We start from the raw sequence: 15,162 nt of genomic DNA, 5'->3' as shown, positions 1-15,162 counted from the left end.
AATTACTCCTAGAAGAACATGTTGCGTGCAACTGCTCCACTGGGGCTTCTTCCTGAGTTCTGATCTCCCTGATGGATCACGACCGTGAAACCGTCGATATCCTCCTCAGCACCATCCCACGCCCATTCCAGTGAAATATTTGCACTACCATCGGTATTTATGACGTTCTTGATGGCAGTGTTGGGATTTAGATAAGGAGAGATAATTTCCGAACCGTCGCGGTCATTTCTTGTATTGAAATTGGTGTCGAGGGTGGTCAGCAATTCATTCTTCGCTGGGTCCAGTTCGAACAGCGAAACAGGCGCGACCTCCTCAATGAGGATGCTCTCAATGTGCAGATTGGCCGGGCTGATGCCGGACCATCGCAATATCTCGAAGCCCATATATTTCGCCGTCGCGGTCGGGGTGACCGTAACCGTGAAATCCTGATAGCTAGTGGTGAGAAGCCCGCTATTCTCAATCGACACACCGTTCAGCGCGGTGGTGCCACCGGTCCGTTCGCGCGTGGGAGCAAGGATTGTTGGATCGTCATATGTGACGCCAGCCGTCCCGCCGAGGTGGGTGATGTTGGTTGCGGGCGTTCCGTCGAATTCCACGAAACGAGCATAGAAACCGGACGTTCCTACCGCACTGACCTTTGCTCGACCGCGCACCCGATAGGTCGCTGTGGGGTTCACCCGCCACATGGGGAAAAACACGCGAATGGTTGCGTTGAGGCCTTGTCCGATGGAAAGCCCGCTTGAGTAGTCCCCAGCCGTCACGTAGGCCAGCATCGTGTCGCCGGTGAGGGCGGTCGTGGATTGCGCCGATTTGACGCCCTGCGGGCGGGCCGGGCTTGTCCCCTGTGCGACCAGTTCAAATTTCTGGTTGAAGAACAGCGATTGCGACCCCTGCGCGGATGTTTGCTGATAGGGCAGGGTGCCTGCGGTAACGCCAGTGTCGCCGATCATTGCGGACCCGCCGATCGTTGCCGAGAACACAGGGTTGGTCTGACCGACATTGCGCCAGACGGGGCTGGTAACAGGCGCTTGAATCGCCGTGATTTCGACGCCGGTCTCGGTTCGACGTGCGGCAGCAATACCGAAGCTGTAGGTATCAGCGGGGTTCACGCCCTCGAACACATAATAGGAGGCGGCGCTTGTGTTCACGGTGAACTGGGTCGCGGAGTCGTTGATTGTCGGCGCTGCATTGTCCTTGCGCCAGAACAGGACCAACCAGTCTGCCTGTCGCACGCCCTGCGTATAAGCAGCCCAACTCAGACGGATATTGCATGTACCATTGCTGTTCTGCGTTATGGTGATGCCGGTGGGCGATGGTGCGTTGGTCGGCGCGCCAGTGGTTCGATAGTTGGTCGTGCCGGTCAGAGCCGTTGTGGCGTCAGTCTGGACGTCTCCCAGCGTCTTGTTGGTGTCACCAAGGAGGAACCCGGTCGGAAGCTTGTTTTCGTTCGTGTTGGCGCTCAGGATCAGCTTGCTGGCCGTGATGGAGCCATCTACCACCAGTTCGCCCGACATCGCACGCTGGAACATCGGCGTGGCAATGAAAGCCGTTCCGACACTGGCTCCGGTAGCCCAGCGAACCGCGATACGAGGACGACATGACACTGCGTTCGCCGGGGCGGCAATCTGTGAGGAGAATTCTGCGCCGGTTGCCGCACCAAGGGGCGTTACGCGATAGTCAGGGAACCCGTAAACGATGTTGGAGGCAATCAGGCTGCCCGACACATCATACCAGTCGACGGTGGCAAAAATGGCTGCATTGAGGCCTGCGGTGCCATACCACATGTATCGCACACGATAAGTCTTTCCGCCTTCGACCGTGAGATTGGAAACAGGCTGAATGTTGCTGTCAGGCGTTGCGGTCGCACCGGTGGCAACACTCTTGAACGCCTTGTTGGCACGAAGCGCGGTGAGCGCCGCTGTCGTGGTAGTGTCGTATGACCCGCTATTGAGCACCCAATATGACGCGTCTGCAAACCCTGCATCGAGAAAGAAATTGGTCATGTCCGAAATGGACATGCGGCTCGCCGAAATCGCACCGGCAGCGATATGTGATGCATTGATCGCATTGGCGGCGATGTTGTCAGCGGTGATCGAATTTGCGGTGATCGACGATGCGTGAATCTGCCCCGGACCGATGATGACCGCAGAGTTGGTCCCCGCTCGGATGTCGAAATTATCCAGCATGAGCGAACTGGTCGCGCCATTCCACAGGTAGATAGCCAGCGTCGCAAATTTGGCGGTCTGCGGGGCGGTCCACGTATAGCTTTCATCCGCTACCACGGAAGACCAAGCTATGCTTTCATTGTTCAATGAAACTTCTGTTCCATCCACATAGGAAATCTGGCCGTTGGTGGGGAGATTGGCGACCCACGACATGCGGATGTATTTGCTGTTCGTGGCAGCAGACGAGGCCGCCAAACCACCACGGAATTTGATCGTGTAGGTCTCACCGGGCGTTACCGGAAATGGGCGACATGCCACTGCGCCAGATGATGGCGCGCTGAAATTGAACCTACGCGAACCCATGCCGGGAACAGTGGTGGTCGCGGTCGTGAACGAACCGGAACCGCGATAGATATACCATCCATCAGTCCCGATTTCGTTTACGTCAGGGTTGGGGTTCCAGACGAGGTTCTGAGAAAGAGTTCCGATTTCCAGCTTGGTAGCGCTGATCCCGCCATCGACGATCAGCGAACCTTCATTCTTGCGACGAAGGCGGCAGCCGGTGAAATAGACTGCGCCCACACCATCACTGGAAGCGCCCTGCGTCCGAAGGCCAACGTCAATCCACGCCGCGCCTTCCGGAACAGTGATTGTCGACGTGATTTTGGTCCACGCCGTCCCCAAAGAAGCAAAAATCTGCCCGCTGGGCGAACCACTCGCGTTAGACACGCTGTAATGACGGAAATAATGCTGGAACGTTCCGACATAGTCCGATGTCGCGCGGACCCATGTTTCCATATAATATTGGTCACCCGGAGTGACCGGCATCGCCTGAATACCAACGGTTGTTCGTGATGAAGTGCTACCTTTGAGGGACGAAGCATATTGGAATGCGGGAGCGTTCGCCCCGCCGATTGATGCGACGGTGACAACCGGTTCAAGGTTGCTCACCGTCCACGCATCACGGTTATTATTCGCGAAATCAGGGTTACGAAAGATGTTCGAGGTATCGCCCAACACGAGGTGCTTGGCATTGATCGAGTTGGCCGCAATCGAATCCGCCGTGATCGAGTTGGTGGTGATTTTCCCACCGTCAATTGTCGTCGTGTTGGGCGTGATCCAGTTGCTCAGAGTTGTTGCGCCCTGAATGGTGATCTTACCCGGATCGATCTGGGTGGTAGCCTCATTGATGACCTTTGCCGGATCGAGTGAGTTGCTCACCACGGTCGCCGCATCGGTTCCATCGAGGAGACCCTTGTAATCAGGGGACGCAGTGGCGATGCCGCGCCATTTCGGCGAAGCCGAAGGTGATACGATGGTTCCAAGAACCACGCCTTCCTCTGTGCGCCGGGCGGCAGCGATACCAAAGCTCATCGTCTCCGATGGGCTCACACCCTCGAACACATAATAGGACGCACCGGTCGTGTTCACATTGACACTGACCGCGCTATCATTGACCGTTGGGGCGTTGGTCGTCTTGGTCCAGAATACCAGCAGCATATCGGCCTGACGCGTGCCCTGTGTGTAAGCGGCCCAGTCGAGGCGCACATTTCGCGTGCCGTTGGAATTGGCAGTGATTGAGATCGAGGTGGGGGTTGGGTTGTTGGTCGGGGCACCGGCAACACGATATTTGGCCGTTTCGTTGAACGCGGTTGCACCCGATGATGCGTTGCCAACCAGCACGGCGACATCCGTGCCATTGACCGTTCCGCTGATATCACCAGCGAAGGCGATATTCTGGGTCGGCTGATAGGGGAATTCGCCAGATGCGGTCGAATAGACCACGTCCGACTTGATCATACCGCTGGGATCGATGTCAGGGTCGACCACGCGATATGCCTGCACGAAGAATGAATAATAGTGGATCGCCGGGATGCCGCTCAGGATGATCGCGCGACGATCTGCCGGAATGTTATAGGTCTGCTCTTCGGCAGGGGACGCCCCAAGCGTGTAAGCCATCGGCAGGGAAGATGACCGGACGTAGACCGTCCACCCGTCGATGTCAGCGTTGACGCCATTCCACGTCCACTCGAAACTGATATTTGCCGAGCCGTCCGCGTTGAGCGTGTGATCGATCGCCGTTTGATCATTGGCGATAACCGGGGCAGCAATCAGGTTACCATTTCGATCGTTGCGCTTGTCAAAGTTGAACGATGACAGCGCGATCGCCGAGGCAGAGGCACCGTTAATCGTGCCTTGAATGTCACCAGCAAAGGCAACCTGTGTCTCTGGAATATAGGGAGAGGACGGCGCGATGGCGCTGCCGCTGAGGATCAGGCCAGATGGTTCGATGTCATTATCGACATCGCGATAGGCCATGACCTTGATGGAATATTCGGCATCGGCAGGGACACCGTTGAGGACGATCGAGCGATCGGCCGCAGTAGCAATAAAAGTGCTCTCCGTTTTCACATCGCTACCAAAGCGATACCCGAAATCGATCAGGTTTGTGGTGCGGAGACGGCCTGACGGCTGGATACGGAAGAGCACTTTTACTACCTACATAGAGAGACTTCCCTTATTTATTGGCGATCTCAACCTGCACGCTCGGAATGCCCGTGGAGGTGGAATCCGGGCTGACGATCATGAAGAGTGACGAGTTTGCAAACACTTCGGGGAGTCCGGTGGACAGCATGTCGTGCATCGCTCCCGATCCGGCGACCGGAACGCGTCCTTCCCACAGAGGGCGCAGGACCATGACGTTGAAGGTGCCTGCGGTCGCGACGGTGCCAGTGATGGACGAAATCGTCCGAACACCATTGTCGGATGCCTGAAGCGGCATCTGGAACATGCGCCCAACAGTCAGGGCCGCGCCCAGCGAGACTGCACCAGTGGTTCGCCCGGCGGTATTATCCTCGTTGGTATAATTGATCTGGACAGTGGGTGTGCCGGTGAATGCCGTGACAGCTTCGACCCAAATCTGGAGACCGCTGTAAGACGAATTCGCGATACGGCTTGCGAAGCTGGGCTGGCTAGCCAGCGTGACCGCGTCGTTGAAGGCATATGCGCCACCGAGCCAAATACGATCGTAGATGCCGATACGGCAGGGCACCGACGAATTGAAGCCCACGCGGCTGATATACCCCTTGGCACCCGAACCAAAAGCGTTGATGACGGGATAGCCATCAACGGCATCGGTGGGGACGACACCGGCCGTCGTGTTGCTACCGGCAAGCGTTCCTGCACCGGGATTGCCAGCCAGATCGAAAACGCTGAACGGCTGGAGTGCGACCGACGTCCGGGTCGCAGTCTTGGTAATACTGACGACCTGCTTGGCCGAAGCCATATAGTCGTCCATCGATTGAATTGGCATCAAATAACCTCTAAAAAAATAGTCCGTTTCCAACATAGCTGACTGAACGGCCAGTATCGGATTTTCCTCTTCGAACAGTTACAACGAAACCGTCGATGTCCTCGTTGTCACCTTCCCAACCCCATTCTACTGAAATGTTGCAACTGCCGTCAGTATTTAATGTATGATCGACATCTTCTTCAGGAGTAAAGGTCGGACTAATTATCGGATCGCCATTGCGGTCATTTCGGGTGTTGAAATTAACCGTCGCGGTGCTGATGTCTGCGGCAATCACGCCATTGATGTTCGCGGTGTAATTCGGCGTCAGGTTGCCGATGCCGCGCCACAGCGGCGTGGTGGTAGGCGAAACGATGATCCCGACCTCAAGACCGGTTTCAGACTTCCGTGCAGCGGCGAGACCAAAGCTGTAGGTGTCGGCCGGGTTCACGCCCTCGAAAATATGATACGACGATAGCGTCTTGTTCACCGTGAAGGAGTAAGACGCATCGTTGACCGTCGGGGCCAAACCGTCCTTGCGCCAGAATACGACCAGCCAGTCTGCCTCAATTGCGCCTTGTGTATATGCGGCCCATTCGAGACGAATATTCAGCGAACCGTTGGAGTTCGGCGTCACCGTGATCCCGGTAGGCTGCGGCGCGTTCGTCGGTGCGCCAGCCGTGCGATATTTGATCGTCCCGGAATAGGCTGCGTCGGCAGTCGTCCCGATATTGTTCAGGGTTTTGCCGGTTGTGCCGACATAGAGACCCGATGGCAGGCGGTTATCCGCCGTGTCGCCGCCGGTGACCATAAGCTGACCGGCCGTGATACGACCATCGACCTTGACCTCGCCGCCAACAATGCTCAGCGCCTTCTTCCATTCGCCACCGATCGAGTTGAGGATGTGGACCTCACTCGCGCCGAACGAGACGTTTGAAGTGGTGGTAGGGGCGACCGACCCAAAAACCAGATTGGCAGCAATGGCCCCCATTGTCCCCAGCGACATATCGAGCGAAAGCGTCAGCCCGGCGGGTTGGCCGATCGTGTTGCGGATTGCCACGCCATTCTTGGCATAGACAACCGTTGTCCCATTATAATGGATCGAGAATACGTCGACGGCCGTATATGAACCATAGGACCCGATCGTCACGCCGCTTTCGACAACGCGAACGGTTCCGGCGTCGCAGAAAATCCCGTAATTGATCTTGGAGTAATCGATTTCGGGCGTAGGAGTGGTGGACAGGCCTACCACGACCTTCCCTGCGAGATTGGAAGCCGAGAATGACGCATAGGCCACACCGGTATAAGTCTCCAGTGAGTAGGTCGACGCATCCCATGTAGCTTCAGCGCCGCCGGTCTTGGTGACTGTGCGGTTGTTGAAGGCCAGATTAGCCTCCCGCAACAATGTGAGCGGGGTAGAGGCGGGCGTAGTCGTTTCTGCGCGCGCCGAAATGAACGCATTCGCGCCCGATCCGGAATTAACGTCGGTGGTCCAGTAGGCAGCAGACTTACCCGCCATTGATGCCAACGCGCCCGCCTGCGTGTTTACGATCGCACGCAGTTCCTCAATATCGGTTCCGACATTCCCGGAAGTGATTTCCTGATTGGCAGCCGGGCGGATCGAGCATTTGAACCATGTGATCTCATTGGCGGTCGCAACGTCACCCAGAGCAGGATCATGCGTGATTGCAAACAGCTTGCCCTTGCTGACGCTGGGATCGGTAATCTGAACCAGTTTACGGAAACGATAGGTGGTATCGACCACGCCGTCGCCACGCGGCTCTTCGCCATTGTCAACGTCGATCGAGAATGTCATCGGGTAGTCCGTGATGGGATCGTTCTCAACCGTGATCGACCGGAACACGACACCCGCGCCACGCAGCGTGCCTGCAACGAGACGAACATCCGCCTCCAAAACATACCAAGCGTTGGGGATGATGGAGCCCGTCTTACCAGCCGAGACCATCTGGCTGACATTGTTGATCTCGCCAGCGTCGCCCACCATGGTGAGGCTGTTCCCAACGCCTATTTCGCCTTCCGTGCGGGAGATGGGGCTGGTGCCGACATAATCCCAACCGGTAGGCAGATACACGTCAGGCGCTGCCGGTGCTTCGGGGTCGACCGGCTCTTCCGGTTCCTGCTTGGTGAACTGCGTAAACACGGAGTTGCGCACCAGTGAGTTGAGACCCACACCAGCTTCAACAGTGGTCGAGGAACTGGCTTCGGCCGCGCTTGCGGCTGCGGCGTCTGCGGCCTGCTCAGCACGCGACATCTGCTGCTGCGTTGTGCTGGCATAGGTTTGCGCATTGCCTTCGGAAACCGATGCGGCAGTCGCAGATTGGCTGGATGCTTCAGAATATTGGCGAGCCTCGTCAGCATAGCTGAAAGCCAAGTCCTTGTTAGCGATCGAGGCTTGGGCTGCTTCACCTGCTGACGTCGCCGCTGCGGCTGCTGCACCGGATTCGAGGATCGCAATGCTCTGCGACGAATAGGCGTTGCTGGCAGAGCGAGACGCTTCCTCCCGATAGGTATCGGCTTCACTGGCAAAGGTCTTTGCCGCGTTACTGGCATCCTGCGACTGCTGCGAACTGGTTGCAGCGGACGTCGCCGATCGATTGGCCGACTCCGCATATTGACCAGCAGAGTCGCTGTAGACCTTTGCCGTCGACGAACTGACCGCCGCAGCTTCAGCCGAACCCTGCGCCGCCGCACTATCGGTGACGTCCTCGACCTTAAAGTATAGAATTTCGATAACGCCATTGCCAGTGTTGGCCACGCCTTCGTTGAAGTTGAAACGAATTTGGGCGGTCGCGGCAGTCCCGGTCAGAGCGAAATCGACGCTGAAAGTCTTCCAGCTATTGGTTGCATTCAGGACCGCTGTCTGAACCCCAAACTTATTGTCATAGAGGGTCAGTGCATTGGTGTTATCGGGATATGTCGTAATCGGCTTGAGCGTAACGCCCTGCATCGCAGGATAGGTGCCGTTGGAGAAATAACGAGCACGAACCGTTGCGCGGTATCGACGACCAGTCTGAAGCGGTAGCGTTGAGAATGGCGCAACCCAGTTTGGGCCGGTGTAGCCCGACACGCGCATCGTGCGCCCGGTCTGCAAGACGTCCTGATAGGTTGCCGTCCCCTTATACAGCGTCCAGAATTTGCCATCCTGCGTGAAACCAGAGGGGAACAGGGCCGCCGCTGTCGTCGATGCAACGACTTCCGATGCAATTGATGCAGCAGACGCGATCTTGGCATCAGAGGCGAATGTCTCAGCACTCTGGACAAAGCCACTCGCGGCCGTTGCGGACCGACCGGCCGCGTTGGCGCTTTCGGCTGCCGCACGCTGGCTTATCGCCGACTGGTTCGAGAAGCCTTCTGCGGTCGCGGATGATGCCGCTGCTTCAATGCGCGAGGTTTCGGCTTGACCGGCTGATGTGGCAGCAAGCGTGGAGGCTTCCTGTGCGACATTGGCGAACTCGCCCGCTTCGTTCTTTGATGCGGCAGCGTTGGTGGCGTTCTGGGCCGACGCAATGACAGATGCTTCGGCGTTCTTCTGTTCAGTGACGTCGATGACCCGGATCGTTCTGATCTGGATCGTGTGATTGCCTCTGGTGCCATTGTAGGAGACGACAGGGCGCGCGTAGACGCCACCGGAAAGCTGTTCGCTGGTCACGGTGCCGGTGAGGGTGACCCAACCGTCCTCGACCACCATAGGGGTCCGGCCATCGATGTTGACCGAGGACGTTTCCTTCAGATAGTCGACGGTCAGGCCAGAAACATAAAGTTGCGTCGTGCTATCGATGAGCGACGTAGTGGTGGCGCGCAGGACCGCTTCGATGCGATAAATGCGGTTTGGCTCGACGTTGAACACGCCAACCGGAGCAATCCGCCCAAAGGACTGGAGCGTCTGGAAAACCTTCCCGACCCCAGACACCGTGACATAGGTTCCAAGAGGAGGGTTGTTTGAGCGTGTTTCAGGAGTGCCTACGACATTGACGCCCCAAAAACGGCCATCAGCCGAAAAGTCGAAGGGCAGCATGGACGCGGCAACCAGCTTTGCCGTGACATTGGCTCGTTCTGCTGCCGATGCACTCTGCTCCGCCTCGGTCGCCTTTGTAGCCGAAGCCTGCGAGCGTTCGGTCGCAGCCTGTGCGGCTTGGGTCGCGCCCTCAAATGCGCTTTGAACCTGCGTGCCAATGGCGATCGCCGAAGCTGCGGCGGTCTCAGCATCACTTGCAAAGGTCGAAGCCGTCTGGGCAAACCCACTCGCCGCCTGTGATGACGTCAAGGCGTCATTGGCGCGACTGGCTGCCTGAACACGGGACTCTTCGGCTGCTTCAGCGCTCGTTCCTGCTTCGGATGCCTTGGTCGACGCCGTCTGCGCATGTCCAGATGCGGCGATGCTATGATTTTCGGACTCCAGCGCCTTGCTCTCAGCAGTGGCAGCAGATTCAATCGCCGACGTCGCAGAGGTCTCCGCACGATTAGCCTCGGAGGTGGACTTGAATGCCTGCGCGGCAGCCGAATTGCTGTAATTCTGGGAATCCTGCGCGGCGTTCGTTGCCACACCAGCCTGCTGGACCGCTGTATTCTTCGCGCCGGTGGCCGTGTTGGCACTTTCGGCCGCTTCCAAACGATATGAGCGCGCATCACCAGCCGCCGTGCTCGCGGTGACCGCTGACTCTTTGGACGCCTGTGCGTGCTGCTCAGCGGCCGTCTGAGAGGCAAAAGCCGCACTGGCTTCCCGAACTGCCGCAGCGGCATTGACTTCGGCCTTGTTGCTCTCCGTGACGTCCTCAAGACGATAGGTGAGGATTTCGATCTGCGCGTTGCCGAGCGTCGTGCTGTCGTTCCAGCAGAAGCGGATGTTGAACCGAGGGAATAAATTCTGGAATGCAGAGTCCGGGGTGAACTCGATGGCGTAATCACGCCAGCCATCCGCAGTATAGAACAGGCCGCCACTGGGGACGTTTTCGATTGCGGACAACATCGTCGTGCCAGCTTCCTCGAACGTCCCGTCCATTTTCTGGCCGAACGCGCGGAAGCGGATCATCTGCGATGCCTTGTCAACGGCATCATTCAAATATCGAACGCGAACGGTGGCGCGGTATCTGCGGCCTACCATCGTCGTTACGCTCTTGATCGGAGCCAACCATGCCGCGCCATTGTTCCAGCGCTGACGATATGTGCGGCCTACGTCATAGACATCCTGAAAACTTGCCCCTTGCGCGGCAGTCGTCATACCGGACCAAAAAAGCGCGTCCTGCGTAAAGTCAAACGGTCGGGTTTCCGAAACCGTCGTAAACGCCATGAGGTTCGATGCTTGCGCTGCCGTTGCATTGGACCCGGACTCATCGGCGTAGCTCTGAGACAGTTCAGCAGAACCCGATGCGGCCGTCGCCGAGTTGCCAGCCTTTTCCGATCGGTCTGCGGCCTCAAGCGCTGCGGCAACTGCTGCATCCTGCGCCAACATGGCAGCGCTTCGGGCTGCGACCGCTGTCGTGCGGTCCTGTTCGACCTGACCCTGAATTACGAAAATGCGGTTATAGGCGTCATCCGCTGCCATATTCGCCGCCTGCGCGGCGTCGCGGGCGGCGTTGGCCAGATCGCGGGCAAGCTGTGCGGCTTCGGCATAGGCCTTTGATGCGGCGGCAGCCGTTTCAGGGTCCGCCTCCATCTGCGTGATGAGGTTGCGAAGCTCGCCAATATTGCTGGTCAGCGTCCCAAGGGTGCCGATCACTTCAGCAGCAGTCTTGGTGCCGACGTTCAGAGTATTCTTCGCCGTGCTATTGGCGGTTACGTCGGCAAAATCCTGCGGGCGACCCGAGCCAGTGACGTCGGCCCATGATGCCGAACTCCCTGCTACGGCGATCGATTGCAGCAGTTCACCAACGGTCTTGCCACCAACCGAACCACCAATATCACCGTTGAACACCGCCTTTTCGGCAGGACGATAGGGGTTCTCCTTCGAGGCCAGACTCTTGACGGCTGTGCTGGTGATCAAACCATCTGGATCAATGTCAGGATCGACCCGGCGATAGGCCTGCACGTAGAAAGTGTAGAAGCGCTCTGGCGGCATACCGAGCAGCAGGAATGAGCGCGACGATGCCGGGACGCTCGCATAGGTCTCATTGCGCGCGTCCATTGCGAACGTGTAAGGCGTCGATCCAGATGACTGGTAGGTATAGATGGCGAAACCATCGATCTCATTCTCGTCGCCATACCAGTTCCACTCGACCTTGATATTGACCGAGCCATTTTGCGTGGTGGTATGCGTGATCGCCTTATTGTTCGGGGCAAACGATACCGGATCGATCGGCGTCTTGAGGCGATCGTTGCGAAGATTGAAGTTCGCCAGTGTCCCGGCAAGCTGGTCGATGGGAAGGCCGCCGATGGAGCCAAGGCTGATGAGCAGCTTATGCTGGCCGGGCACGGCCGAAACATAGATGCCGTTCGCGCCTTCGATTGCCAGCGCGCCATTTGCGGGAGGCAAGATCGGGCCATTGTTGACATCAATCTGGCTGAAGGACATCGCCAGCCCGTCCAGCTTGGCCTTGTCCTCCTTGCTCATGTAGCCGTTCTTCAGGTTCGTCGCGACCGTCGTGATCAGCGCATCCAGCTTGGCTTTGTCGCTACCGGAAATGAAACCGGCCGCGCCATTTGCTACTGCCAGAGCATGCAAATCACCGCCGGGAAGCTGCCCATGGGCTGCTGCGGTCATGTCGAAATTGAGACTGACCTCTTCGCCGGTTTTTTCGAAAAAGAGCGGCGCAACAGCGCGCATCTTGAGATCACTCTCAAGCTCTGTCGCTTCGGACACAACGATGCCGTGATCACTGCGGAAGACGGCGCGGCCGAAACCAAGACGAAGGGCATCCAGCTTGACCTTATCGGGCGCAGACATGAAGCCTGCGGTCGTCTGTGTGGCGACAGCATGCAGGTCCCCGCCGGGCATGTCGCCGTGATTAGCCTGCCAGCTATCGTCACCGGTCAGGGCGGCAATAATATCGGCGAGAGAAGGGCCACTGACGACACCCCAACTGGTGCCATTGTGAACCTGCATGATGCCGTTCTGATACCGGACCATACCGGCTTCGGCTGTGCCATCGGGGTTACCCGTCGGCAGCTTGAAGGCATTGTTGCGGAACTTTACGTCATACGCGATCGCGCCATATTCATCCTGAAGAGTTTCGATCGCAAAAATGCTGTCATCGGTGCTCTCGGCGAGTTGAAGTCGCTCAATCGCTTTCTTGATGATGGCAAAATTGTTACGAAAACCTTGCGACCCCTGATCGAGGCCGGGAATAGGATAATTCGCGCTATATGAAATGGCTGAGCCCTGATCGATACTCATATCGGCTTTTTGAAGTCATCCGCTAGTTTGATATACTTACCAATCTCCGTTGTTCTGTTGTCGAACTTGGTTTCGCCATCAATGTTGTCAGCATCGAACGTGGTTTCTGACATTTCGATACGAATTTCTGTTCCAGCGACGAAATTACTCGTCTTCTGGACTATCCCCTGATCGGGCTTGCGAACATATTGGGCCGGGGGCAATTCGACATTGTCGATGACCAACTTGGTCATCCCGGCGACGAACGGACCAAGCACAAGATTGGTGCCGATCGGCGCATTGTTCGCGCGCGGTTCCGATTGCGGCTGACCAACAACCAGCAGGTAGATCATCCGCGCGAAAGGCTCGGTTGGTATAGTCATCACACCATATTCGGCGTTGAGATCGACCCGAGACATATCGATGGCCGATAGGTCGCCATCCGGGACCGTGATCGAGGGTCCATCAACTACCTCAGTGATGGTCGTGAGGCGCAAGGCAAAAGCTTCGCTCACCAGACCGGTCCAGCGGGCCGTTGTGATGCTGTTCTGATTTGCCGCTACATAGAAGGGAATATAGCGCGGCTGGTCCACATCGAACCGCAGACGCGCAGCGCCGATCCGGCTCACCAGCACGCGATCGAAGGGGACGCTATATCCGTCACGGGGCAGAGTGGTATCTGCCGCGATCAAGTCCAGCATTCCCTTCCCGTTGCCGGGCTTGAGATAGGCTACTGCTACGGCCGTTATGAAGCCGAGGGGCGCGGTGTCCTGTATGGAGGACATCCAGAGCGGCATGATATCGTCATAACCATTCCCGTAATCGGCTATGAGGTCATACCGCATATTCCAGATCGACATCGGGTGAATCTGGAGGGCTTCTTTTGCATGCCGGTAATCGATCGTGAGACCATAGGGGCGATAGTCGGTCCCGAAGGGGTCTTCATCCATCGGATCGATGATCTGGCGATAGAGAACCTCATAGATCACCTCGCCTGCTTCATTGCGCGCATAGGCGATCTTGTGCGGCCCAAGGCGCGAGGCGATGTTGTTTCGATAATCGAGATTGGAGAGAGTTGCGTCAGGGAAAATACCGCGAGCAATATGGATGAATGGCTCATCGACGATACCGAAGAACGGATCATCGGCCCGGTAAATCCAGTCGGCCGGAATGAGAGCTTCATAGCCCTTCATCAGGTCACGCTTTGCGCGGCCTTGGAATTTGAGTTTGACCGTGGCGACGTTCACCACATTATAGAAATCGCGCACTTCAATGCTGAATGTGCGATCGGCAAAAATCGTCCCGCTCGAAGCACGAACCTTGAATTCATAGACCGTGTCGGCATCGACATAGGATACCTGCCCTTCGACATCACCTGTCTGCGAATTGAGCACCAACCCCGGCGGCAGGTCGCCTGTCCCCGGCAGGAGGGAGTAGATGACGTTCCCGCCATTGGGGTCTCGTGCCGCCACCGAGAGCGTGCAGACATCGGTTTCCATGAGGGAACCGAGCAGCCCTTCCGACGTGATCCACTGCATTTTTACAGGGCGCTTGAACGTCGACACCCGCGAGGTCATCACCTCGATCATGCAGGGGACGAAATTATTCGATCCCAATGCCGCGAGATTGAAGAAATATTTGCCCGGCGGCGTCGAAGGAAGGACCACGCCCTCGATACTGTTCCCCAATACCGCAAGTCCTTCAGGCAGCTTCCCATTAAAGTGGTTGGCCGCCGGAATGATGGTCGTGATGTTGTCGATCGAGATGCTGACCTCTTCCCCATCGGGGTGGGACACGTCGATCGTGAATGCAAAGGCGTCGCCGCGACGCACATCACCAAGAGGGTGATAGGCGGCCGTCGATGCAGTAGCATCGAGAACGGGGAGGGGAAGACCGGCGAGGTTCCATGATGCAACTTGCGGGATCGGGTAAACGATCAGGCTGAAGGTGCGATCCTTGACCAGTCGGCCGTTGGTTGCGCGGACCGTGAATGTGTAGTTTTCCCCGGCGGGGTCTTTGATCGAATTGGGGACGCCAGAAATTATCCCCAACGGCGTCATGGACACGCCTTTAGGAAGCTTACCACTGATCACTGAGTAGGTGATCGGAGTAGAAGCCCAAATTTCCAGAACAGTGTCTGTGGCGAGAGCGGTGAAGAACAGCACATTTGCGCCGCCGGAGAAGCCGCGATCATCACCATTGAAATGCACCTGCGTGACGCTTGAAGCATCAAGTCCAAGATCAAGCTGGGCCTGACCTGCCGGGACCATGACAGTTGCGAAGTTGGTCGCCGCGAGGGCGATGTTCACGGCATCGCCCTCAGTGGCATCATCGAGGATGGGATCGGTATCCCAGCGTGGACTGAACTTTATCATCTC

At 57.3% G+C, this 15,162-nt stretch carries 4 protein-coding genes; all 4 read right to left on the bottom strand.

All coding sequences use genetic code 11. The features are described from left to right. Window positions 1-8: 8 nt before the first annotated feature. The 4 genes from AC0KVN_RS01400 to AC0KVN_RS01385 are packed head-to-tail and all read right to left on the bottom strand — an operon-like array spanning window position 9 to window position 15,159. The gene (locus tag AC0KVN_RS01400; protein ID WP_483655357.1) at window positions 9-4,655 is read right to left on the bottom strand and encodes a DUF7359 domain-containing protein; all 4,647 of its coding nucleotides are present in this window, start codon (window positions 4,653-4,655) and stop codon (window positions 9-11) included. A gap of 28 nt (window positions 4,656-4,683) precedes the next feature. Beyond that, window positions 4,684-5,451: a hypothetical protein gene (locus AC0KVN_RS01395; RefSeq protein WP_483655356.1), complete on the bottom strand. Its 768-nt coding sequence runs from the start codon at window positions 5,449-5,451 to the stop codon at window positions 4,684-4,686. Between the two features lie 37 nt (window positions 5,452-5,488). Then, window positions 5,489-12,805 (bottom strand): cell envelope integrity protein TolA, encoded by a 7,317-nt coding sequence (locus tag AC0KVN_RS01390; protein ID WP_483655355.1) that lies wholly within the window; start codon window positions 12,803-12,805, stop codon window positions 5,489-5,491. Further along, window positions 12,802-15,159 (bottom strand): Ig domain-containing protein, encoded by a 2,358-nt coding sequence (locus tag AC0KVN_RS01385; RefSeq protein ID WP_483655354.1) that lies wholly within the window; start codon window positions 15,157-15,159, stop codon window positions 12,802-12,804. Before AC0KVN_RS01385 ends, AC0KVN_RS01390 begins: the two co-directional genes overlap by 4 nt. Between the last annotated feature and the right edge of the window lie 3 nt (window positions 15,160-15,162).

This window comes from Sphingobium sp. SG1, assembly GCF_057063145.1.
The sequence above is the reverse complement of the archived record's forward strand: the minus strand, read 5'-3'. Positions and strand labels throughout refer to the sequence as shown.